Here is a 24324-nt window from a genome sequence, read left to right as displayed (position 1 = left end):
TTGGCTCCCGCGCTTTTTTGTGCGCCTGTCCGGGAGTATCTGCCTGTTCGTATTCCTGGCCCGCGCTTTTGCGCTGTGCGAGACGTGAAAGGTTGGCCATCGAGGAGGCGCTGGCTTGATAATGACGCGGCAGCGCATGTGCCCGCGGAGTCCATTCGCGCCTCGCTGCGCATTTCCCCAATCAATTCATGATCAAGGCCGCCCCCATGTCAGCAGGCAAGTCGGATGCATCCTGCCCCGCCTCTCAGCCAGCCAGTTCTCCCGCCAGTTCTCCCGCCGCCGCGTCGTCCACTGAGGGCGAGAATCGTCCTCGCGCCGTCATCCTGATGTGCCTGTCGGCGATCTCGTTCGCGCTGATGGGGGCGATGGTCAAGCTGAGCGGCGACCTGCCGCTGTTCGAGAAGGTCTTCGTGCGCAACCTGTCAGTCTCGGCGTGGCGGTGGTGATGGTGCGCATGGCGGGCGCGCGTCTGCTGGGCCATTGGCATCACCAGCCGATGCTGATGGCGCGGTCACTGATCGGACTCGGCGGCGTGATGAGCTTCTTCTACGCCATCGATCATCTGCTGCTGGCAGATGCGACTATTCTGAATAAGCTATCGCCGTTCTTCGTCAGCCTGTTCGCCGGCCTCTTCCTGGCCGAGCGCCTTGGTGGCTGGCGGCTGGTCGGCATGCTGGTCGCCTTCTCTGGCGCGGCGCTGGTCATCAAGCCGCAACTGGCATTTGCCGAGGGCGGGGTGGAGGCATTGTTGCCCGCCATGGTCGGGCTGGGTTCGGCAATGCTGGCGGGGGCGGCCTATACGCTCATCCGTGCGATGAGAGGGCGCGAGGCCTCGGCGACCATCGTGCTGCATTTCTCGCTGGTCTCCAGTGTGGTGACATTGGTGCCGATGTTGATGAATCCGGTGATGCCGAGCGGCCCTCAGGCGCTGGCCTTGCTGGGCATCGGCATCTTTGCGGCCGGCGGTCAGATTCTGATGACCACCGCCTATCGCCTCGCACCGGCGGGGGAAGTGTCGATCTATTCCTATCTGACCATCGTGTTTTCGGCACTGGCGGGCTGGGCCATCTGGGGGGAGGTGCCGGATATCGCCAGTCTGATCGGCTTCGTGCTGATTGCCGGTGTCGCATTGATCGGCTGGCATGCCAGTCGCGTTGCGGGTAGGGTTGTCTGACTCACCATCCCCAGGATGCTGTCAGAATCAGCGCACGGATTGTTCGCTCGCCGGGCATCAATCCGTGCGATACTCGTGTTCCCCGAGCGAAACATCAGTACATCTTCCGATGGTGGGCTGCTTTGTTAAACGCACGTTTTATGGGGTAACATGCCAGAAAATAACGGCGATTGTTGACCGGCCAGGAAGGTCGGTGATGATCACCATCGGGGTTTTGGAGGAGACTCAATGGCCTTTGCCCAGAAGTTCATCGTTGCAGACGATCACCCGCTCTTTCGTGCCGCACTGACCCAGGCGCTTAGACAAGTCGCCTCTCAGGCGGAGATCGTCGAGGCTGACAGCATGGAAGCGACCAACGAAGTCGTTGCCCGCCATCCCGATGCCGACCTGATCCTGTTGGACCTTCACATGCCGGGAGCCCACGGCTTCTCCGGTCTGATCCAGTTGCGTGGCCAGACACCGGACATCCCGGTGGCGGTCGTGTCCGGTAGCGAGGAGCCCTACGTGGTGCGCCGCGCCATCGATTATGGGGCCTCCGGCTTCATTCCCAAGTCCGCCAGCCTCGACGTCATCGCCGAAGCCATCGGCGAGATCCTCGAAGGTGAGGTCTGGCTGCCGACGGACATCGCCGAGGCCATGGGCGAGTCTTCCGAGGATGAATCGCGCTTCGCCGAGGCGATCGCGTCACTGACGCCGCAGCAGTTCCGCGTGCTCAACATGCTGACGGAAGGTCTGCTCAACAAGCAGATCGCCTATGAGCTGAATGTGTCCGAGGCCACCATCAAGGCCCACGTGACCGCCATTCTGCGCAAGCTGGGCGTGCATTCGCGCACCCAGGCCGTCATCGCGGCCCAGCGTCTGGAAGTCGAGCCGCCGAAAGTCCGCTCCTGATCCTGCGTCAGCGCTTGAGCTGAGGCTCTCCTCGAGAGTCGCGCCTTCAAGCCACAAAAAGCCCGCCCTGTCGCTGACAGGGCGGGCTTTTTGCGTCATGGATGAAAGAGCTAGAGGGCTAAAGAGCTAGAGGGTGAAAGAGCTAAAGAACGACAGGCCAGCCCGCCTGATCAGGGGGCTGGATCATCCGTCGCAGCGTCGGGGGCGTCACTTGCGCCACTGGTGTGCTTCTCGGCGCGGTTGGCCTGCAGGGTGCGCGTCAGCAGCGCACGCAGCGCGGCGGGTCGCACCGGCTTGAGCAGCAGGTGATAGCCCGCACGGCGCACTTCCTCGGCGACCTCATCGGTGCGGTCGGCGGTGATCACGATGCCCGGCACCGAGCCCGCCAGACGTTCATCCAGCGCGTCCAGCGCCATCAGGCCAGTCACCTCGTTGTCGAGGTGGTAGTCGGCGAGGATGGCATCCGGATCACCATCCAGGTTGCGGATCACCGACTTGGCGCCGCCGATCGAGGTCGCCGTGAACACCTCGCAGCCCCAGCCGGACAGCATCGCCTTCATGCCCTCGAGAATCAGGCTCTCGTTGTCGATGCACAGGACACGAGTGCCGGTCAGCTTGTTGCCGGCGCGCTTGCGAGCCGGCACGGCATCCGGCAGCTCGGCCGCCGGCAGCTCCTTGCTGATCGGCACGCTGACGGCGAAGACGGTGCCGATGCCGACCCAGCTGCGCACCGTGATCGGGTGGTCGAGCACCCGGCTCATGCGTTCGGCGATCGACAGTCCCAGGCCGAGACCCTTCTCGCTTTCCTTGTGACGCTCGGTCTGATCGAGACGCCGGAATTCCTGGAAGATCTCGGTCAGCTTCGACTCGGGAATGCCGGGACCGGTGTCCCAGACCTCGATGCGAATGCGATCGCCCAGACGGCGACAGCCCAGCAGCACATGGCCCTGGCGGGTATAGCGCACCGCGTTGGAGAGGAAGTTCTGCACGATGCGTCTGAGCATCTGGCCATCGGAATCCACCGCCAGCTGCGTCATCACCACTTTCAGGTCCAGCCCGCGATCTTCCGCCATCACCTCGAACTCGGCCTTGAGCGGCTTGAGGATGTCGGAGAGGCGGAACACGCTGCGGCGTGGCGCCAGTGCCCCGGCATCCAGCTTGGAGATGTCGAGCAGGGTGCTGAGCAGTTCCTCGGCGGCCTGCAGCGAGTTGTCGATGTGATTGGTGGTGGTCTTCATCTCGCCTTCGACCTGCTGGGCGAGGGCGGAGGTGAACAGACGCGCCGCATTCAGTGGCTGCAGCAGGTCGTGGCTGGCCGCGGCCAGGAAGCGAGTCTTGGAGGCGTTGGCATCCTCGGCCAGCTGCTTGGCCTGACGCAGTGCCTGCTCGGCCTCGGCGCGCACGCGGTTCTCGGTGCGCAGGGCCTCGTTGACCTGTGACAGCTCCTGGGTACGCACGCGCACGCGCTCCTCCAGGTTCTCGTTGGTCTCCTTGAGGGCGATCTCCGCCAGGCGTCGCTCGGTGATGTCCTGATAGAGCGCGAAGAAGCCGAGGATGTTGCCCTTGGTGCTGAAGTGCGGCGTATAGGTGACCAGCATGTAGCGCACGCCGCCTTCCGGGGCTTCCAGCGAGATCTCGAAGGAGACGCGCTCACCGGACAGCGCGCGCGTCATCCACGGCGCGCGTTGGCGATAGATGTCTTCCGGCATCGCCTCTTCGGCGGGCTCGCCGATCACGGCGGTACGGTCGATGCCCATCACCGCTTCATAGGCACGGTTGGTGAAGAGGTAGCGACACTCCTTGTCGAAGTAGGCGATCAGCGCCGGCACGTTGTCGGTGTAGATGCGGATGTTGTTTTCCGAGCGGATCAACGCCTCTTCGGTGCGCTTCTGCTGGGTGATGTCCTGATAGGTGTAGACGAAGCCACCACCGGGCATCGGATTGCCCTGGATCTCCATCACGCTGTCATCCTGGCGATAGCGCACGTAGCGATGCGGCTCGCCGTTGCGGATGGCGTCCAGCAGCTGGTCGACGTGCTCTTCGGGGTCGCCCGGGCCGTATTCGCCGTTGTGGGCGTTGTAGCGGAAGATGCGATCGATGGGCGCGCCGACACGGATCAGGTTGTCAGGGAAGCGGAACATGTCCAGGTAGCGCTGGTTCCACACCACCAGGCGCATGTGCTGGTCGACCACGCTGATGCCCTGGTGGATGTTCTCGATGGTCGCCTGCAGCAGGGCGCGGTTGAATTCGAGCACCTGCGAGGCTTCATCGACGATGGAGATGACATCCGAGATGCCGATGCCGCGGCCCTGCAGCGCCGAGTTGACGACGATGCGTGCCGAGGAGGCGCCGAGTACCGAGGCCAGGAAGCGTTCGGTGAACTGGATCAGGTCGATGGAGGCGCGTGCATGCAGCTCCAGCGGCTGGCCACTGCGGCGCGCGTAGTCCTCGAAGGCGCGCTCGACCTGCTCGTGGCTGAGGAAGCGCTCGCACAGGACGCGCAGGTCCGAGACGGAGGTGGAGCCGGTCCAGGGGCGCGAGACGCTGGTCTGGCGGGTCTCGACACTGTCGACGAACAGCGAGGCCTGGATGCGCTCGACCACGCGCTGCGGCGTCATCTGCGAGACGAAGATGTAGCAGAACAGGTTCAGGCCGAGCGACAGCATCACGCCGTGGGTCAGCGGGTCATTGAAGCGGAAGCCGAACAGGCCATGCGGCGACAGCCAGTCGATGCCCAGCGGCCCTTGGTTGACGATCTCGGTCGGCATCAGGCCCGCCTGTGCCAGTGCCGGCACGAGCAGGGTCCAGGCCCAGACCGCGAAGCCGACGTTCAGGCCGACGATGACGCCGAGGCGGTTGCCACGCTTCCAGTAGAGGCCACCCATCAGCGAGGGCGCGAACTGGGCGACGGCGGCAAACGACAGCAAGCCGATGGCCGAGAGGGTGCTGTATTCGGCGATCAGCAGATAGAAGCCGTAGGCCAGCGCCAGGATCATCACGATGGTCAGACGGCGCGCCAGCAACACGATATGGCTGTAGTCGCGCGCCTCGGTATCGAACCAGCGCAGGCGGAACAACAGCGGAATCACGATCTCGTTGGAGATCATGATCGAGACCGCGACGGCGGCGACGATCACCATGCCGGTGGCGGCGGAGAAGCCGCCGATGAAGGTCAGCAGGGTCAGCCAGGTCTGGTCCGCTGCCATCGGCAGCGCCAGCACGAAGCTGTCCGGTGACACCGAACCATCGGGGAACATGGTCAGGCCGGCGGCGGCGATCGGCAGCACGAAGAAGGAGATGGCGACCAGATAGATCGGGAACATCCAGCGCGCACGCCGCGCGTCATCGTGGTGGGTGTTCTCGACCACCGCGACGTGGAACTGACGCGGCAGGCAGAAGATCGCCAGCATCGCCAAGAGGGTCTGGGCCCAGAAGCCGGTGCCGAAGGTCTGGGTCTCCAGCTGCTGTTGCAGCTCCAGATAGGTATCGGCCTTGGTGAACAGATCGCCCAGGCCATTGAACATGCCCCAGGTGACATAGACGCCCAGGGTCAGGAAGGCGACCAGCTTGACCAGCGATTCGAAGGCGATCGCCTGCAACAGGCCGACATGGTGCTCGGTGGCATCGGTGTGGCGGGTGCCGAACAGGATGGCGAACAGCGCCATGATCGCCGCGACATAGAAGGCGGTATCGCCCAGCCAGGCGGTTCGCGTGACATCGCTGGTGTCGGTGAGTACCTGATAGGCACTCGAGACGGCCTTCAGCTGCAAGGCGATGTAGGGCAGGGTGCCGACCAGGGCCACCAGCGAGGCGAACACCGCCAGCGACTGCGTCTTGCCGTAGCGCGAGGCGATGAAGTCGGCGATCGAGGTGATGTTCTGGCGCTTGGCGACCCGAATCATCTTGAGCAGGATCGGCCAGAACAGCAGACAGGCCAGAATCGGCCCGATGAAGATGCTCAGATAACTCCAGCCGCTGGTCGCGGCCTGCCCGACGCTACCGTAGAAGGTCCAGCTGGTGCAGTAGACCGCAAGCCCCAGACTGTAGACCGCTGGGCGCCGATTCGGCGACCCGTGTTTCTTGGCGTTGCGATCCCCCCGCCATGCAATCGTGAACAGCACCGCGATATATGCGAGTGCCACTGCGATCAGCCACCAACCCTGGAACATGTCGCTCTCCTCTCTGGAAGCGCCATTCTACGCAGCCCCGCCACGAGTCCCAAGCATTGTGCATGACAGACTCAGCGTCTTGAGCGTCGTGGGGAAGAGGCTGTGTCATCCATTACCATGCAGACGCCTCGCTGGCTGCGCTCAAGAAGCGGTAAATGGCGTCTGCACAACGGGCCTATTTGCTGGCATCGGCCAATGTCATGCGCGCAATACGCCGAAGCTTTCGCCGATCATTCTTCGCCCATTTGGCCAATAGACCAAGGGATTGCATCTTTAGGATATGAGTCAACTTGTTGATTTTAAAGTAATTGCATCGTTCTCAACTTTGCTCCATCAGGGGTGACTGACATTCTCGACTAAAGTCAGCCTGCAACGTTGCAGGGCCTTGTCTACTGTCAGATTCGAGTCGCCAAGTTTCCTGTCATGCCTTGAAAGGCGCAGGAAATACCCATCAACCGCCGAGAAAGGATCATCCGCTGACGGGTGGTCATCGATCTCCGGATCGCCAATCACTCCACTTCGCCAATCACAATAACAATGCGAGAACACCATCATGAAGGAAGCGAATGCCAAGGCGTATTGGTCCGCCAATATCAAACTGATCATGGGCTATCTCGTGGTCTGGTTCGTGGTGTCCTATGGATGCGGGATATTGCTGGTGGACGTGCTTAACAACATCCAGTTCTTCGGTTTCAAGCTGGGCTTCTGGTTTGCGCAACAGGGGGCGATCTACTTCTTCCTCGCGCTGATCATTCTGTATGCCCGCTCGATGAACAAGCTCGATGAGCGCTTCGATGTTCACGAGCAATGAGTCAGTGACACGCCGGGCACAGGCCGCTCGTCGTGCCGCGCCGTTGTGTGAATAAGAACAATATGATCGACATCGCCAAGGACACTGCCAATGGATGTTCAACTGCTGACCTATCTGTTCGTGGGCGCGTCATTTGCGCTCTATATCGGGATCGCGGTGTGGTCGCGAGCCGGTTCCACCAAGGAATTCTATGTCGCCGGGGGTGGCGTTCACCCCATTGCCAACGGGGCAGCGACCGCCGCTGACTGGATGTCGGCGGCCTCGTTCATCTCGATGGCGGGCATCATCGCCTATGTCGGCTATGACGCCTCCGTCTACCTGATGGGCTGGACCGGCGGCTACGTCCTGCTGGCCATGCTGCTGGCACCGTACCTGCGCAAGTTCGGCAAGTTCACGGTGCCGGACTTCGTCGGTGACCGTTACTACTCCAGCGTCGCGCGCACCGTGGCGGTGGTCTGCGTCATCTTCATTTCCTTCACCTATGTCGCCGGCCAGATGCGCGGTACCGGCATCGTCTTCGCGCGCTTCCTCGAGGTGGACGTGAACGTCGGCGTGGTGATCGGCATGGCGATCGTCTTCTTCTATGCGGTACTCGGCGGCATGAAGGGCATCACCTATACCCAGGTGGCCCAGTACTGCGTGCTGATCTTCGCCTTCCTGGTGCCGGCGGTGTTCCTGTCGATCATGATGACGGGCCACGTGCTGCCGCAGACCGGTTTCGGCGGCACCCTGGTCGATGCCCAGGGCAATGACACCGGCGTCTATCTGCTGCACAAGCTCGATCAGGTGGTGACCGATCTCGGCTTCCGCGAGTACACCGAGGGTTCCAAGTCCACCATCGATGTCTTCTTCATCACCGCCGCGCTGATGTGCGGTACTGCGGGCCTGCCCCACGTCATCGTGCGCTTCTTCACGGTGCCGACGGTCAAGGATGCGCGTATCTCCGCCGGTTGGGCGCTGTTCTTCATCGCACTGCTCTACACCACTGCGCCGGCCGTGGGTGCCTTCGCGCGGGTGAATCTGGTCGAGACCGTCAACGAGACGGCCTATGAGGAGCTGCCGGGCTGGTTCTACAACTGGGAGAACACCGGGCTGATCGGCTGGGTCGACAAGAATGGCGACGGCATCATCCAGATGCGTGGCGGTGATCCCTTCGCGGGCAAGCCGAGCTACGAAGGCAGCGCCGACAGCCAGGCGGCCCGCGGTGAGTACGGTCAGCGTCTGGTGAGCAACACGCCCACCGACAACGAGAGCGAGGTCTACATCGACCGCGACATCATCGTGCTGGCCAACCCGGAGATCGGCAACCTGCCGGCATGGGTCATCGCACTGGTGGCGGCGGGTGGGGTGGCGGCAGCACTCTCGACGGCGGCCGGTCTGTTGCTGGTCATCTCGTCGGCCATCTCACATGACCTGCTCAAGAAGACCTTCAAGCCAGACATCAGCGAGAAGCAGGAGCTGATGGCGGCACGCATGGCGGCGGCCGTGGCCATCGTGATCGCCGGTTACTTCGGCATCAATCCGCCAGGCTTCGTGGCGCAGGTGGTGGCCTTTGCCTTCGGGCTTGCGGCATCGAGCTTCTTCCCGGTCATCCTGCTGGGGATCTTCTCCAAGCGCATGAACAAGGAAGGTGCCATCGCGGGCATGCTGGTCGGCCTGGTCTTCACCTTCAGCTACATCGTCTACTTCAAGTTCATCTCGCCGGAACTCAACAGCGCCGAGAACTGGTTGCTGGGTGTGTCGCCGGAGGGGATCGGCTCGCTGGGCATGGTGCTCAACTTCGTCGTCGCGGTCATCGTCTGCAAGATGACCCCGCCGCCGCCCGAGCACATCCAGCATATCGTCGAGGACATTCGTGTTCCGCGCGGGGCCGGAACAGCAGTGGATCACTGATTCAGGCAGCAGGGCCTGTTCGCGCAGCACGCAGCATCGGCGCGAACAGGCCCCCGTTTCCCGAAGCCCCGTCTTGCACCTGCAGGCGGGGCCTCGTGGTTTGAGGGCTCGTGCATCGATCAGCGCTGCACGTGCAGAGGGGAGTCGCTGTCATGCAAGCGTCACTGGTGGATATCGCGTTCGAGGAGCCGCCGTTCAGTCTGCTGGATGAGCGTCTTCGGCAACGGCTGGCCGAAGGGGTGGACCTTCACTATTTCGAGGCACTGGCGCAGCCGCTGGTGCCGGGGGCCGTCGGTGAGGCGGTCTACATCATTCACAAGGGCGAGGTGGCGGAACTGGCCGCCGATTCGGCACTGCCGGACGCCGCCACGCTCGACAAGGCGCAGCGCGAGGGACTGGATGCCTGGGTCAGCCTGCGCATCGGCCATTACACCGCGGGGGACCTGTTCGGGGCGCTGACGCTGCTCAATGGCCATTGCCGCACCCGCTTCGTCTGCGAGCAGGAGACGCTGTGCTACCAGCTGCCCGCACAGCTGTTCCTCTCGCTGTGCGACGAGTGTCCTGCCTTCGGTGAGTACTTCCAGCACAGCCTGAGTGACAAGGCGCGGCTGCTGGCAGCGCAGCGTGACACCCGTCAGGGCGCGAGTCGCGACCAGGCGGGCTTCATGCTGGCGCGGGTGATGGACTGCATGCGTCCGCCGCTCAAGCTGGCGGCCAGCGCCAGCATCGAGCAGGGCGTCAAGGCCATGCAGACGGCGGGGGCGGACAGCCTGATCATCACTGTCGAGGGGCGTCAGGGCGTGGTGACACGCACGGACCTGCTCAATGCGCTGGTGATTCAGGGCTTGGCTGCCAATCATCCGCTCGCCTCGCTGGGCAGCTTTGCGCTGGTGGCGGTCACGGCGGAGGAATATCTGTTCCAGGCGCTGGTGCAGATGACTCGCCACCGGGTCGCGCGGGTCGTGGTCAAGGAGCGCCTGACGCCTGACGCGGCGGTCGTCGGGGTCATCGAGCTGACCGACGTGCTGGGGTTCTTCTCCAATCGCAGTCAGCTGGTGAGTCTCGAGATCGAGCGCGCCTCTGACATGGCAGCGCTTGAGCAGGCCAGTGCGCGTCTGCCGGAAATGGTCAGGGCGCTGGCGATGCAGGGAGTCCACATGCGCCATGCGATGGCGCTGTTGAGTGCGCTCAACGGGCGCCTGATCGAGCGCACCTTCGCCATGCTGGTGGAGGAGGAGCACCGGGCCTCGAGTTGCCTGATGCTGATGGGAAGCGAAGGGCGCGGCGAACAGATCCTCAAGACCGATCAGGACAATGGGCTGATCATCGCCGATGGCCACCAGTGGCCCGAAAACGAGGACACCCTGCAGCGCTTCAGTGACGCCCTGGCGGGTCTCGGCTATCCACCATGCCCGGGCAACATCATGGTCTCCAATCCGGAGTGGGTCGCCACCGAGTCGCGCTGGCGCGGCAAGATCGCACGCTGGTGCGCCGGACGCGATGGCGAGGCGCTGATGAATCTGGCCATCGTCTTCGATGCGCGCGCCAGCGGCGGTAATGAAGCGCTGGTCGACAGCTTGCGCGGTCACCTGGTGCGCCACGCCACGCGCGATGAACTGCTGCTGTCGCACTTCGCGCGCCCGGCGCTGCATTTCTCGACCCCGCTGACGCTGTTCGGCTCCTTGCGCTCGCCGCGTCACGGCATCGATATCAAGAAGGGCGGCATCTTCCCCATCGTGCATGGCGTTCGCACCATGGCGCTGGAACGCGGAGTGATGGCCACCGGCACCTTCGCGCGGCTTGAGGCGCTGGTCAGTGATGGGCGTATCGAGGCCAGCGACAGCGCCGACCTTGCCGAGGCACTGTCGCTGTTTGCCGAGTTGCGTCTGCGCCAGCAGCTGCGCCATCTGGAAGAGGACGAACATGGCGCTGCCGCCGGCGGGGCCAGCGACTCGCGAAGGGATGGCCAGGACAAGACCACGGCGGCGCGGGAGGCGGGGAGTCGCAACCTGATCATCACCCAGTCGTTGTCCTCGTTGGAGCGTGATCTATTGCGCGATGCCCTGAGTCGGGTCAAGGACTTCAAGCAGCGCCTGTCACATCGTTATCACCTGGAATACTGAACCGGCCTCAGGGCCGAGGGGAGGTGGCATGTTCGAACAACTGAGACGCGCCAGTGATCGTCGTCGTCATGCGCAGGGCGAGTTTGCCGAGCTCTTTCGTCCCTGGCATGCCGCCGAGCGGGGCGGGGAGCGTGTGGCGCTGGACTGTGAGACCACCAGTCTCGATGTCGGCCACGCCGAGCTGGTCTCGCTGGCGGCGGTGCGTTTCGATGCGCGCCATATCCATACCTCCAGCGCGCTGTCGCTCTATCTGCAATGCCCGCAAGGTCTGCAGGGCGACTCGATCCGCATCCATCGTCTGCGCGGTATCGATCTGCATGGCGGAGAAGCGCTGGGCGATGCACTGCGACAGCTGCTGGAGTTCATCGGCAATCGTCCGCTGGTGGGCTGGTGCATCGATTTCGATGTCGCGGTGATCAACCGCCACCTGCGGCCACGCTTCGGCTTTGATCTGCCCAACCAGCGTCATGATCTGGCGCGCGATTACGTCCGGCGCTGCAAGCATGAGCAGCCGGACGCCGCCCCGGACCTGCGCTTCGAGGCGATGGCCGATGCCCTGGGCGTGCCGGTGATCGGTCGCCACAGCGCGCTTGGGGACGCCGTGACCAGTGCGCTGATGGCGCAGCGCCTGATGCAGGCACCGCTGTCGCCCTCGCTGGCCAGCCAGGCCTGAGCGGGGCTTATGTCAGGAGCTTATGGCAGGTGCTCTGGCAGGGGATTATGTCAGGGGCCTGAGTAGGCGCTGGATGAGTGTCAGGCCCGGTATCAGACGTCTCATCAGCCGACATCATCCTCAAGGCTATTATTCCAAGGTCTGTTGCCGGAATGTCCAATGGCCCGGCTCACTGCCTTTGTCCACACTGGCACCCATACGACACGCCCACTGCGGCGAGAGGTCGGCTCTGATTACACGCCAGTGCACTACCGGCCAGCAGGACGGCCAAGCCATGCAGGATGCAAGACCGAGCAGCTTTGATAACCATAATGAAGCGGCGACAGCGAGCAAAGGCCACGCGTGATACGGACCTGCTGTCAGCCAGCCTCTGTCAGGCCTGAGGACGGAATCATTCTCTTCAGGATCGTCATCACTGCGCCAGGTGATGACTGTCGGGCCCCGGGCATCTGCTCGGGGCCCGGCTTCAGATAAGGCATCCGCCCGTGATTGCCTTCCTTATGACTCAGGGGTACTTGCCCACGAGGTGCGACATGCTGATCGCGACCAATACGCTGTTGATTCTTGGCCTGGCCATCGTGCTGTTTGCCTACGGCCTCTATATTCGCCGGACACAGGACATGCGCGGTGTGCTGATGTTCTGGTCACGCAAGCTTGCGCTCACTGCGCTTGAATTCAGACTGCAACGTTTCGGTATCCTCGTGATGCTGGGCGGGGTGGTGATCCGCTATCTGGAAGTTCTGCGCCTGTTCTAGCCTGCGCCTTTTCTAGCTTGCGCCTTTTCTAGCTTGCAGGGAGTCCGCGCAAGCGCCGCTGTTCCCCACGGCGCATGCCACACGCCAACGCCCGCTGACTGCGGGCGTTGGCGTATCTTGCGTCGGCGTCACGCTACCTGGCCCGACAGGGGCAGGCACCCCCGCCTGAAGCACGCTGCCTCTGTGACCGTCTACTGGCCAATGCTAGACTGTGCGCCCTTCCAAACTGCCAGCCTGATGCCCCATGTTCACACCCGATAGCGAGCTTTCGTCCAGCCCCACTGATGCGGCCACTGCCAAGCGCGAACTGAACAAGTTGCAGAAGCGCCTGCGGCGCAATGTCGGTACCGCCATCACCGATTACGGCATGATCCGTGATGGTGACAAGGTGATGGTGTGCCTGTCCGGGGGCAAGGATTCCTACACCATGCTGGATATCCTGATGAACCTGCAGCGCAATGCGCCGGTGCAGTTCACGCTGGTGGCAGTGAATCTCGATCAGAAGCAGCCCGGCTTCCCGGAACATGTGCTGCCGGCATGGCTCGAGTCGGTGGGCGTCGAGTACCACATTCTCGAGCGCGACACCTATTCCATCGTCAAGGAGAAGGTGCCGGAGGGCAAGACGACCTGCGGGCTGTGCTCGCGCCTGCGTCGCGGCTCGCTGTATGGCTTCGCCGCCGAGATCGGCGCGACCAAGATCGCCCTCGGCCACCACCGCGATGACATCCTCGAGACGCTGTTCCTGAACATGTTCTTCGGTGGCAAGCTCAAGACGATGCCGCCCAAGCTGCTCTCCGATGACCAGCGCCATATCGTGATTCGTCCGCTGGCCTATTGCCGTGAGTCCGATATCGAGGCCTATTCCAACGCACGCGAGTTTCCGATCATCCCCTGCAACCTGTGCGGCTCGCAGGAGAATCTGCAGCGTCAGGTGGTCAAGGAGATGCTGCAGGACTGGGAGAAGAAGCATCCGGGGCGGCTGGAAACAATGTTCCATGCTGTCACCTCGGTGGCACCGTCACATCTGGCAGACCGCGACCTGTTCGATTTCGCCGGCCTGGATGAGCAGCGTGACCGCTTCCAGGCATCGCGCATCGATGCGCTGGACATGAGTTCCGAGCAGGCCGGCATGGCCGATGACCTGTTCGAGGCCGAGCGCCGCGTCAAGCCGCTGGCCGACTCGGCGGCCTCGCTGGGGCATGAGCTGTAAGCCACGCGCCCCCGGCCGTCGTCAGACATCATGAACGCCACCTCGCTTGAGGGGTGGCGTTCTGCGTTTCAGGCGGTCTGCTGCCATCCCGGCCCTGGTGGATGGCGCAGGTAGCGTGAGTCAGGGTTGAAGGCCCGCGACCATTGTCGTCTCGCTTGCTGGCGCGACAGTCCGCATGCTTTGGTCATGTCAGGTGACTGAAGGGCAGGGAGGCGGCGATGGGCAATGATGTGGACAGTGACGAGCGCGGCAATGGTCAGCAGGGCCAGCGACTGGCGGCGACCGTGTTGCATGGCTTCGATGAATATCGATCACGCTTCAAGCAGATTTCCAGTGATGCGCGGCGACGCTTCATCGAGGCCGACTGGCGGGAAGCCCAGCAGGCCTCCGCCGCGCGTATCAACCTCTATGACGAGAAGGTCGCCGCCACCATGGAGCGGCTGGAGCGTGCCTTCGAGCCCGACCGCCTGTGCGAATGCACCCTGTGGGGCGAGGCCAAGCGGCAGTACATGGCGCTGATCGATCAACGCCTTGACTACAAGCTGGCCGAGACCTTCTACAACTCCATCTTCTGCAGCGTGTTTTCCCATCGCCACATCCGCGACGACTGGATGTTCGTCTCGCCATCCCGCCAGGGGCCGGCACGCCATTCCGGCTTGAGCATCAGTCATCGGGTTCCGGTCGAGGGTGACTGGGCCGGGGCACTCGAATCCGTGCTCAACGAGGCGCCGCTGGGGATCGCCTTCGAGCACCAGGGGCGCGATGTGACGCTGGGCGCCGAGATGTTGCTCGCGACGCTGCCTGAGGCGGTGCGCGATGCGCCGGACGCCGCCTTCGAGATGCTGCGCAGCGTCTTCTATCGCAACAAGGGGGCCTATCTGGTCGGGCGCATCGAGGGTGGCGGCCAGACCCTGCCGCTGGTGTTGCCGGTGCTGCATACCGAGCGCGATGGCGTCTATCTGGATACCGTGATCATCGAGCCGGAAGAGGTCTCGATCATCTTCTCCTTCACGCGGGCCTATTTTCAGGTCGAGATCGAAGTGCCCAGCGAGGTGGTCGGGTTCCTGCAGACCCTGATGCCCGAGAAGCCCATCGGCGAGCTGTACGCTGCCATCGGCTTCTACAAGCATGGCAAGACCGAGCTGTTCCGCGGCCTCAACCAGCATGTGGCGAGTCGCTCCGATCAGTTCATCATCGCGCCAGGCGTGCGCGGCATGGTGATGGCGGTCTTCGTGCTGCCCAGTTACCGGCTGGTGTTCAAGCTGATCAAGGACCGCTTCGCCCCCGGCAAGGACATGAGTCGTGACCAGGTGCGCGAGAAGTACCGGCTGGTCAAACGTCATGATCGGGTCGGGCGACTGGCCGATACGCAGGAATTCTCGAACTTCACCGTCGGCAAGGACCACTTCGACCCGGCCTGCCTCGAAGAGTTGCTGGAGGTGTGCAGCTCGTCGATCAGCCTGCGCGGCAACAAGGTGCTGATCCGTCACTGCTACACCGAGCGCATGATGACGCCGCTCAACCTGTATCTCGAGGAGTGTGACGCCGAGGAAACCCGCGCGGTGCTCAATGATTATGGTAATGCGATCAAGCAGTTGGCTGCCGCTGACATCTTCCCCGGCGACATGTTGCTCAAGAACTTCGGCGTCACGCGCCACGGGCGGGTGGTCTTCTATGACTACGACGAGATCAGCTACCTGACCGAGTGCAACTTCCGTGAGATTCCCGAGGCACGTTACCCTGAGCAGGAACTGGCCAGCGAGCCCTGGTATTCGGTGGGGCCCAACGACATCTTCCCCGAGGAGTTCGGCCCCTTCCTGTTTGCCGATATTCAGCTGCGCAAGCTGTTCTACGAGCTGCATCCCGAGATCTTCCAGGCCAGCTGGTGGCGTGGCCTGCAGGACGCCATCGCGCAAGGGCGCGTGATCGATGTCTATCCCTATCGCAACAAGCGGCGCTTCGGTGTCGATCGCAGTCAGGATTTCATCGATGACTGAGTGTGATCGCCATGCCCGCTGTTCGATTCTGTCCAACGCCAGAGAGAGTGCTAGATGAGTGAAGGCTTCAAGGACCCCGGTGCACGTCACGGACGCCACCTGGTCGTGTTGAGTGGCGCCGGCATCAGCGCCGAGAGCGGCCTGCGCACCTTCCGCGCCGAGGATGGCCTGTGGGAAGAGCATCGTCTGGAAGACATCGCGACACCGCAGGCCTTCCGACGTGACCCCCAGCAGGTGCTGCGCTTCTACGATGACCGCCGCACCCAGGTACGCCGCGCCAGGCCCAACGCGGCCCACAAGGCGTTGGCTGAGCTGGAGCAGCACGGCTTTCGCGTCTCGGTCATCACCCAGAACATCGACGACCTCCACGAGCGAGCAGGCTCGCGCGAGGTCGTGCACCTGCATGGCGAGATTCTCAAGGCGCGCTCCAGCGTCGACCACGGCCTGCGCTACCCCTTGCCGCGTGGTGGCATTCGCCTCGGTGACCTGTGTGACAAGGGCAGTCAGCTGCGCCCGGACGTGGTGTGGTTCGGTGAGGCGGTGCCGCTCTATGCGGTCGCCGAGGAGATCGCCGCCGAGGCCGACCTGCTGTTGATCGTCGGCACCTCGCTCAAGGTCATGCCGGCGTCCAACCTCTATGCAGCAGCGCCGCTGGATGCCCCCATCGTGCTGGTCGACCCGAATGCCGATGAACTGGCCGAGCCCGGCGTGCTGCCGCTGGCCGAAAGTGCCGGTCAGGCGGTACCGCGCCTTGTGCGCCATTGGTTGTATCAGGGCCACCTGGGGCTGCCTGATACGTTATGATGCGCGCCTTCAGGCCTGCCATGGGAGGCGGGCCAGCAATTTCCGGGAAATCGATGCCCCGGGCGACCGAAAAGTGAAAAGCATGTTCGAGACGCTGAATCGTTTCTTCCCCTTGTGGGCGCTGGTCTTTGCCGGCATCGCCGTGGTGGCTCCGACGCCGTTCGTGGCGCTCAAGGACACCATTCAGCCTCTGCTGGCGCTGATCATGTTCGCCATGGGCCTGACCCTGTCGCGTGACGACTTCATACGCGTGGCACGTCGCCCTGGCCCGATCGCGCTCGGGTTGCTGCTGCAATATAGCGTGATGCCGCTGGCCGCCTTCCTGATCGCACGTCTGCTGGGGCTGGACCCGGCGCTGACGGTGGGCATGGTGCTGGTCGGCGCCACGGCAGGGGGAACCTCCTCCAACGTGATGACCTGGCTTGCCGGCGGACATGTGGCGCTATCGGTCTCGATGACCATGGCCTCGACGCTGCTCTCCATCGTGATGACGCCGCTGCTGACCTGGTGGCTGCTGGGCACCGATATCAACGTGCCGGTCAGCGGCATGCTGCTGAGCATCGCCAAGCTGGTGGTCGCCCCCATCGTGCTCGGCGTGGTCGTGCACCACTTCGCGCGTGACCTGATCCGCGAGTGGGAGTCGGCATTGGCGAGTCTGGCCATGCTGGCCATCGTGCTGATCATCGCCATCGTGGTCTCGCTCAACGTCGGGCGCCTCGCCACGCTGGGCCCGCTGGTCGCGCTGGCGGTCGTGGCACACAATGCCATCGGCCTGAGCGCGGGTTATGGCCTGTCGCGCCTGTTCGGGCTGGATGAGCGCACCTCGCGCACCATCGCCATCGAGGTCGGCATGCAGAATTCCGGCCTGGCGGCGTCACTGGCCAGTCAGTTCTTCTCCGCCACGGCGGCGCTGCCGGGGGCGATCTTCTCCATCTGGCACAACGTCTCGGGGTCGCTGCTGGCAGGCTACTGGAAGCGTCGTCCGCCCAAGTTCGTGACCGGCAGCAAGCACCGCTACGAGGTCTGATCCCGCGAGTTGGCCGCCTGAGCTGTGATAGAGGAATAGGAGAAAGGGGCGCGCATGCTAGAATGCGCGTCCCTTTTTCCTTGGTTCTGACTGCTCATCATGTGTGATTCCCGCCCCCCCGCCGGCTGATGGCGACGATATCGCCGCCTGTGCGCCTCAATCTGCTTCCGCTGTCGCCTCCAGCGTCGATGGCGACGCTGTGGCAATCGATACCGTCGCGCCAGGCGAAGGCAGTGGCATCACCACGCTGCCCAGTGGCGAGCCGGAGGCGTGGCACGGACGGCATCCGCGCCGTGAGTTCAAGGCGCGCGGCAGTCAGGTGATTCGCTGTGAGGCGTGCCGCCTGCCCAGGCTCAATTGCCTGTGTCCCTATCAGGTCACCGCCGAGTCGCGGATCAAGTTCTGGCTGATCACCCATCCGCTGGAGCATTACAAGCCGACCAATACCGGGCGCCTGATCTCGGATGTGCTGGCGGGCACCGAGGTCTTCAGCTGGTATCGCGTCGAGCCGGACCCGCGCCTGCTGGCGCTGCTGGAAGATGAGCGCTATCAGCCCTTCATCATCTTCCCGGATGACCAGCCCGACTACGCCGATCGCGTAGTCGACGTGAATGCCATCGCCGGCGTCGGCGCCGATGTGGCAACGCATACCGCCAGTGGCGAGGCGCGCATTCCGGTGTTCATCCTGCTCGATGGCACCTGGCGTCAGGCGCGGCGCATCTTCCGCAAGAGCCCTTATCTGGACGGCCTGCCGGTATTGCCGCTGCACACTCAGCGCCTGACCCGCTATCACCTGCGCAAGCCTGCCTCCGAGGCGCACCTGTGCACGGCGGAAGTGGCGGCGGAGCTGCTGCGTCAGGCGGGAGAGGAGAACGCGGCCAGCGTGCTGGATGACTACTTCGATGCCTTCAACGACTGCTATCGTGCCAGCCGTATCCATTACGTGCTGGAGCCGACCGCGCCGATGCGCCGCCTGCTGGCGCGCCGTGACGCCACTGCCGGCGAGTCATAGTCGAAGCGCTGCAATGAAAACGCCCCCGCCGGAGTCCTCCGGCGGGGGCGTTTGCGTTCAAGGTGATGCTCTCGGCACGCTGGCGGCTATCAGCGCCGCCAGAAGGCCGGCGTGAACAGCACCAGGATGGTGAAGATCTCCAGACGTCCCAGCAGCATGGCGAGGATCAGGATGCCCTTGGCGGCCCCCGGGATATCGCCGTAGTGGGTCGCGACCTCACCCAGGCCCGGCCCCAGATTGTTGAGCGCCGAGCCGACCGCTGACCACGCCGTCACCTGGTCAAGCCCGGTGGCCAGCATGCCCAGCATCATCAGCACGAACAGCATCAGGTAGACGGAGAAGAACCCCCACACCGCTTCAGCGACACCCTCGGAGATGCGCATCTTGCCGACCTTGACCGACAGGATGGCATTGGGGTGGATCAGACGATGGATCTCGCGCACGCCCTGCTTGAGGATCAGCAGGATGCGGATGACCTTCATGCCGCCACCGGCGGACCCGGAGCAGGCACCGATGAAGGCGGCGATGAACAGCATCATCGGCAAGACGCCCGGCCAGCCGGTGAAATCGGCGACGCCGAAGCCGGTGGTGGTGGCCACCGAGACGGCCTCGAACAGGCCGTGGCGCAGTGCCTTGCTGTCATCGTAGCTGCCGGTGAGCAGCAGGCCGGCGATGGTGACGCAGGTCAGGATCAGCAGCAGGATCAGGAAGAAACGTGTCTCCGGGTCGCGCAGATAATGGCTGATTCGTCCCTCGCGCCAGGCGGCGAAGTGCAGGCCGAAGCTGATCGAGGACACCACCATGAAGAACACGCAGATCATCTCGATGCTGGCGGAATCGAAGTAGCCGATGCTGGCGTCGTGGGTCGAGAAGCCACCGACCGCGACGGTCGAGAAGCTGTGGCCCAGGGCATCGAACCAGCTCATGCCGGCCGCCCAGTAGCTGGCGAAGCACACCAGCGTCAGCGCGGCGTAGATGTACCACAGCGCCTTGGCCGTCTCGGTGATGCGCGGCGTCAGCTTGGAGTCCTTCAGCGGGCCGGGAATCTCGGTGCGGTAGAGCTGCATGCCGCCGATGCCGAGTGTCGGCAGGATCGCCACCGCCAGTACCACGATCCCCATGCCGCCCAGCCATTGCAGTTGCTGGCGGTAGTAGAGGATGGAGTGGGGCAGCAGATCGAGCCCCGTCATCACCGTGGCGCCGGTGGTGGTGAGGCCCGAGAACGACTCGAACATGGCATCGATGATGGTCAGGTTCGGGTCTTCGGCGAGCAGGAAGGGCAGCGAACCGAAGGCCCCCAGCACGGTCCAGAACAGCACCGTGATCAGGAAGCCATCGCGATTGCGCAGCTCCTTGCGGGCGTGCCGATTGGGGTAGAAGAGCGCAAAACCGGTCAGCAGGGTGATGCCCATCGCCACGGCGAAGGCGCTCAGGGTGTCGTCCTCGAAGACCCTCGAGATCAGCATCGGCGGCACCAGCGTCAGGCTGAACAGCATCAGCAGGATACCGAGGATGCGAGAGATCACGCGTAGACTCATGCGGCGCCTCCCCGGGAGAGGCGCAGCGTGGCGAGGCCACCGAGTGACGTACGGGGCGGGCGCGGGGCGGAAGTCATGGAGGCCGGCATCAGAAGAAGGTCAACCCGACCTGGAACAGACGCTCCACCTCGCGGATGCGACGCTTGTCGACCACGAACAGGATGACGTGGTCGTTGGATTCCACCACCAGGTCATGATGCGCCACCAGCACTTCCTTGCCGCGTACCACGGCACCGATGGTGGTGCCCTCCGGCAGGTTGATATCCTCGATGCGTCGGCCTACCACCTTGGAGGAGCGCTCATCGCCGTGGGCGATGGCCTCGATGGCCTCCGCCGCACCACGGCGCAGCGAGTGGACATTGACGATGTCACCCTTGCGCACGTGGGTCAGCAGGCCGCCGATGGTCGCCTGCTGGGGCGAGATGGCGATGTCGATCTCGCCGCCCTGCACCAGGTCCACGTACGCCGCGTTGTTGATCAGTGTCAGTACCTTCTTGGCACCGAGCCGCTTGGCCAGCATCGACGACATGATGTTGACCTCGTCGTCGTTGGTCAGCGCGCAGAAGATGTCGCAATCCTCGATGTTCTCCTCCAGCAGCAGACGCTTGGAGGTGGCGCTGCCGTGCAGGACCACGGTGCGATCGAGGCGCTCGGAAAGGTCGGTGCAACGCGCCAGCGAGTGCTCGATGATCTTGACCTGATGACTGTGCTCCAGCGTCTCGGCCAGACGCTCACCGATATGGCCGCCACCGGCGATCACCACCCGGCGGAAGTTGCGATCGACGCGTCGCAGCTCGCCCATCACGGTGCGGATGTCCTTGCGTGCCGCGATGAAGAACACCTCGTCATCGGCTTCGATCACGGTGTCACCGCGCGGGATGATCGGACGATTGCGACGATAGATGGCGGCGACGCGGGTATCCACGTTGGGCATGTGGCGACGCAGGAAACCGAGCTCCTGACCGACCAGCGGCCCGCCGTAATAGGCCTTCACCGCGACGAGCTGGGCGACGCCATTGGCGAAGTCGAGCACCTGCAGGGCACCGGGGTATTCGATCAGGCGGCGGATGTGGTCCGTCACCACCTGCTCGGGGCTGATCAGCACATCGACCGGAATGGCGTCATGCGAGAACAGGCCCTTGCGGGTCAGATAGGCGGTCGAGCGCACACGTGCGATCTTGGTCGGCGTGTGGAACAGGCTATGGGCGATCTGACAGGCGATCATGTTGACCTCGTCAGAATTGGTCACCGCGATCAGCATGTCGGCATCCTCGCCACCCGCCTGCCGCAGGATCTGCGGATAGCTCGCCGGCCCCGTGACCGTGCGGATGTCGAGTCGGTTGTGCAGCTCGCGCAGCCGTTCGCTGTCGGTATCCACCACCGTGATGTCATTTTCTTCATGGGCCAGGTGTTCGGCGAGCGTTCCGCCGACCTGACCTGCGCCCAGAATGATGATTTTCATGTCCGGCTCGTCCGCTGTTGCTCAGTCGGCACAGGATAAACCAGTGCCAGGACGGAAGACAGCCGCGCCCCGAGAGTCGGGGCGCGGCTGTCCGGGAATGTCAGGCGTGGCGTCTCATGTCATCACGGACGTCGCGCCGACACGGCTCACCTGGCTGTGATCAGGCGCTGGCCTTGGTGATGTGGGCCAGGTAGAAGCCGTCGTGACCATTGACCTGCGGCAGCATCTGGCGGCCAGCACCGGAGACACGGCCCCAGTCGGCCTTGATGGTCTCGGCCTTGGCGTCCGGTGTCGCGGCCAGGAAGCGGTCCATCACGCGGGCGTTTTCCTGGGTGATGATGGAGCAGGTGCCGTAGACCAGGGTGCCGCCGGGCTTGAGCATGCCCCACAGATTGGCCAGCAGCTTGCCCTGCAGGCGCGCCAGATCGCCGATGTCGTTCGGGCGACGCAGCAGCTTGATGTCCGGGTGACGACGGATGACGCCACTGCCGGAACAGGGCGCGTCGAGCAGGATGACGTCGAAGGCTTCGCCGTCCCACCAGTCGCGTTCGCTGGCATCGGCACACACGACGCCGGCACCCAGCTCGAGACGCTCCAGCGTCTCTTCCACGCGCTCGAGGCGCTCGCCGTCGATGTCGATGGCGGTGGCGTCCAGGCCCGGGAAGCGCTCCAGCATGTCCGCCAGCTTGCCGCCCGGCGCGGTGCAGGCATCCAGCAGGCGCACGCCTTCACCCTCGGCGTTGATGGCCGTCACGGCCGGTGCCAGCAGCTGACCGGCCAGCTGTGCCGCTTCATCCTGCACACTGACCAGGCCTTCCTCGAAGCCCGGCAGGGCGCTGACATCGCAGGCGCTGGTCAGGGTGATGCCGTGCTCGGCGAACGGGCAGGCCACGCCTTCGATCTCGGCTTCCGCCAGCTGGGCGAGGTAGTCGTCGCGGCTGATGGCGGCGACATTGACGCGCAGCGTCATCGGCGCCTGGGCGTTGTTGGCCTCGGCGATGGCCTGCCAGTCGTCCGGCCAGTTGCGCTGGAAGGTGTCCAGCAACCACTGGGGGTGGGACAGGGCGACGGCGGGGTCCTTGTCGACCTCGGCTTCCAGCGCTTCCTGCTCACGCTGGAAACGACGCAGACAGGCGTTGAGCACGCCGGTGGCCCAGCCCTTGCCCAGGCCACGGGCAGCGCCAGCGGTCTCACCGACGGCGGCGTGCGGGGCGATGCGCATGTACAGAAGCTGATAGAGGCCGAGCAGCAGCAGGGCGTGGATGTCCTGATCCTGCGACTTGAAGGACGACTTCAGCAGCTTGCCCGCCAAGGCATCCAGACGCGGCAGCTGACGGCAGACGCCGAAGCACAGTGCCTTGTAGAGGCCCTGGTCACGCCCGGCGACGCCGGACGGCAGGCTGTCCAGGTTCAGCGAGGTACGCGCGGCCAGCACCGGGGCCAGCGTCCGCGCGGCCGCGACACGCACCGCAGCGCCCGGCGAGGCCGGTGCATTGTCAGGCTTGCGACGGGCGCCGCCATGCTTGTGAGCGCCGCCCTTGCTGCGGGCTGGCGGCAGGGAGTTGCGCTTCTTGCCGTTGCCCTTGGAGGACGGGTTGTCTGACTGGCTCATGCGGAAGTCTCGGTCTGGGAATCGGTATCAGGGGCGTGATCTGCGCCGAGGACAAGGCCCTCGGGGAAGCGCGCAGCACGGGAATTGAGCAGGTCCTTGACGGACAGCGGCTTGGCGCCGGGCAGCTGGGCGCGAGTGATCTCGAGCACCTCATGGCCATCGCCGCAGGCGATGCGCAGGCAATCCTTGCCGGGCGCCAGCAGGGTGCCGGGCGTCACGCTGTCGGTGAGGCGTTGCTCGCCGGTGCGGGACATCCACAGGCGCAGCGGCTCGCCTACAAGGCGTGTCCAGGCCACCGGCCACGGATTGAAGGCGCGGATGCGCGCGTCCAGCTCTGCGGCAGGGCGGGTGAAGTCGAGTTCGGCCTCGGCCTTGGATAGCTTGGCGGCGTAGGTCACGCCGTCTTCCGGCTGGCGGGTCGCGGGCAGTTCGCCGGCGGCGATGGCGTCGAGAGCCGTGACGATGGCCTCGCCACCCTGGGCCGCCAGCGCATCATGCAGCTCGCCACCGGTGGTGCTGGCGGTGATCGGGGTTCGGCGGATCAGCAGCATGTCACCGGTATCCAGGCCGGCATCCATCTGCATGATGGTGACGCCCGATTCGCTGTCACCGGCTTCGATGGCACGCTGGATCGGCGCGGCACCGCGCCAGCGCGGTAGCAGAGAGGCGTGGATGTTCAGGCAGCCCAGACGCGGAATATCGAGCACCGCCTGCGGCAGGATCAGCCCGTAGGCCACCACCACCATGATGTCGGCCTCGAGGTCGCGCAGGATCTGACGATCGGCCTCGTCCTTGAAGTTGAGCGGCTGATGGACGGGGATATCGTGCTGGAGCGCCAGCTGCTTGACGGGGCCCGGGGTCAGCTTGCGACCACGCCCGGAGGGGCGATCAGGCTGGGTGTGGACACTGATGATCTCGTGGCGACTGCCCAGCAGGGCGGACAGACACTCGGCGGCGAAATCGGGGGTGCCGGCAAAGGCGATGCGCAGGGCTTTCGACATGTGCTATGACTCATGTAGGAGCACGGAGGCGGCCGTGCTCAAGGTGCTGACGGTTGCGGCAGGACGGCCAGCGCGATAGACGCGGCTGATGGACCAGTAACCGCACGAAGGCCGAGGGGTTGCCCTCGGCCTTCGTGCGGTGCCGCCATGCGCTCAATATCGGCCGTGTGGC

General features: G+C 64.2%; 18 protein-coding genes. 13 read left to right on the top strand and 5 right to left on the bottom strand.

Features of this window, described 5'->3' with window-relative positions:
- Window positions 1-206: 206 nt before the first annotated feature.
- The 3 genes from R1T44_RS16250 (at window position 207) to R1T44_RS16240 (ending at window position 2065) form a co-directional block, all read left to right on the top strand.
- On the top strand, window positions 207-446 hold the full coding sequence (locus R1T44_RS16250; protein ID WP_317292298.1) for a hypothetical protein: 240 nt from the start codon (window positions 207-209) through the stop codon (window positions 444-446).
- A gap of 8 nt (window positions 447-454) precedes the next feature.
- Window positions 455-1174: a DMT family transporter gene (locus R1T44_RS16245; RefSeq protein WP_317292297.1), complete on the top strand. Its 720-nt coding sequence runs from the start codon at window positions 455-457 to the stop codon at window positions 1172-1174.
- 228 nt (window positions 1175-1402) lie between these two features.
- On the top strand, window positions 1403-2065 hold the full coding sequence (locus R1T44_RS16240) for a response regulator (RefSeq protein ID WP_043333788.1): 663 nt from the start codon (window positions 1403-1405) through the stop codon (window positions 2063-2065).
- Between the two features lie 170 nt (window positions 2066-2235).
- On the opposite strand, the gene R1T44_RS16235 is transcribed toward R1T44_RS16240, so the two are convergent.
- Entirely contained in the window at window positions 2236-6234 is a 3999-nt protein-coding gene (locus tag R1T44_RS16235) for a hybrid sensor histidine kinase/response regulator (RefSeq protein ID WP_107336000.1), read from the bottom strand.
- Window positions 6235-6787: 553 nt separating this feature from the next.
- Between R1T44_RS16235 and R1T44_RS16230 the strand changes: the two genes are divergently transcribed.
- The 10 genes from R1T44_RS16230 (at window position 6788) to R1T44_RS16185 (ending at window position 18539) form a co-directional block, all read left to right on the top strand.
- Window positions 6788-7045 carry a DUF4212 domain-containing protein gene (locus R1T44_RS16230; RefSeq protein WP_043333789.1) on the top strand — a complete coding sequence of 86 codons (258 nt, stop codon included), beginning with the start codon at window positions 6788-6790 and terminating at the stop codon, window positions 7043-7045.
- Window positions 7046-7135: 90 nt separating this feature from the next.
- The gene (locus R1T44_RS16225; RefSeq protein WP_054556853.1) at window positions 7136-8938 is read left to right on the top strand and encodes a sodium:solute symporter family protein; all 1803 of its coding nucleotides are present in this window, start codon (window positions 7136-7138) and stop codon (window positions 8936-8938) included.
- A gap of 152 nt (window positions 8939-9090) precedes the next feature.
- Window positions 9091-11061 carry a DUF294 nucleotidyltransferase-like domain-containing protein gene (locus tag R1T44_RS16220; protein ID WP_284727255.1) on the top strand — a complete coding sequence of 657 codons (1971 nt, stop codon included), beginning with the start codon at window positions 9091-9093 and terminating at the stop codon, window positions 11059-11061.
- 28 nt (window positions 11062-11089) lie between these two features.
- Window positions 11090-11734 carry a 3'-5' exonuclease gene (locus tag R1T44_RS16215; protein WP_215823455.1) on the top strand — a complete coding sequence of 215 codons (645 nt, stop codon included), beginning with the start codon at window positions 11090-11092 and terminating at the stop codon, window positions 11732-11734.
- A gap of 533 nt (window positions 11735-12267) precedes the next feature.
- Window positions 12268-12489 (top strand): hypothetical protein, encoded by a 222-nt coding sequence (locus R1T44_RS16210; RefSeq protein WP_043333792.1) that lies wholly within the window; start codon window positions 12268-12270, stop codon window positions 12487-12489.
- A gap of 244 nt (window positions 12490-12733) precedes the next feature.
- Window positions 12734-13699 carry a tRNA 2-thiocytidine(32) synthetase TtcA gene (ttcA, locus tag R1T44_RS16205; protein WP_082388814.1) on the top strand — a complete coding sequence of 322 codons (966 nt, stop codon included), beginning with the start codon at window positions 12734-12736 and terminating at the stop codon, window positions 13697-13699.
- A 218-nt stretch (window positions 13700-13917) separates the two neighbouring features.
- Window positions 13918-15696, top strand: coding sequence for a bifunctional isocitrate dehydrogenase kinase/phosphatase (aceK, locus tag R1T44_RS16200; protein ID WP_052384571.1), 1779 nt, complete (start codon window positions 13918-13920; stop codon window positions 15694-15696).
- A 54-nt stretch (window positions 15697-15750) separates the two neighbouring features.
- Window positions 15751-16500 (top strand): SIR2 family NAD-dependent protein deacylase, encoded by a 750-nt coding sequence (locus R1T44_RS16195; RefSeq protein ID WP_052384572.1) that lies wholly within the window; start codon window positions 15751-15753, stop codon window positions 16498-16500.
- A gap of 82 nt (window positions 16501-16582) precedes the next feature.
- Window positions 16583-17527: a bile acid:sodium symporter family protein gene (locus tag R1T44_RS16190; protein ID WP_043333793.1), complete on the top strand. Its 945-nt coding sequence runs from the start codon at window positions 16583-16585 to the stop codon at window positions 17525-17527.
- A 238-nt stretch (window positions 17528-17765) separates the two neighbouring features.
- Window positions 17766-18539, top strand: a complete 774-nt coding sequence (locus R1T44_RS16185) for a tRNA-uridine aminocarboxypropyltransferase (RefSeq protein WP_317292955.1) — start codon at window positions 17766-17768, stop codon at window positions 18537-18539.
- 89 nt (window positions 18540-18628) lie between these two features.
- Here the strand turns inward: R1T44_RS16185 and R1T44_RS16180 are convergent, their stop codons facing one another.
- From R1T44_RS16180 to fmt, 4 genes are all read right to left on the bottom strand, one after another.
- Entirely contained in the window at window positions 18629-20077 is a 1449-nt protein-coding gene (locus R1T44_RS16180; RefSeq protein WP_043333794.1) for a TrkH family potassium uptake protein, read from the bottom strand.
- 88 nt (window positions 20078-20165) lie between these two features.
- Window positions 20166-21539: a Trk system potassium transporter TrkA gene (trkA, locus tag R1T44_RS16175; protein ID WP_043333795.1), complete on the bottom strand. Its 1374-nt coding sequence runs from the start codon at window positions 21537-21539 to the stop codon at window positions 20166-20168.
- 160 nt (window positions 21540-21699) lie between these two features.
- The gene (rsmB, locus tag R1T44_RS16170; RefSeq protein ID WP_107336004.1) at window positions 21700-23151 is read right to left on the bottom strand and encodes a 16S rRNA (cytosine(967)-C(5))-methyltransferase RsmB; all 1452 of its coding nucleotides are present in this window, start codon (window positions 23149-23151) and stop codon (window positions 21700-21702) included.
- Window positions 23148-24152 (bottom strand): methionyl-tRNA formyltransferase, encoded by a 1005-nt coding sequence (gene fmt, locus R1T44_RS16165; RefSeq protein WP_284727253.1) that lies wholly within the window; start codon window positions 24150-24152, stop codon window positions 23148-23150. The genes rsmB and fmt overlap by 4 nt, the downstream gene beginning before the upstream one ends.
- Between the last annotated feature and the right edge of the window lie 172 nt (window positions 24153-24324).

This window comes from Cobetia amphilecti (genome assembly GCF_032923285.1).
In the GTDB taxonomy this organism is placed as follows: domain Bacteria; phylum Pseudomonadota; class Gammaproteobacteria; order Pseudomonadales; family Halomonadaceae; genus Cobetia; species Cobetia amphilecti.
Note: the sequence above shows the minus strand (reverse complement) of the source record. Positions and strands in the feature narration are given on the sequence as shown.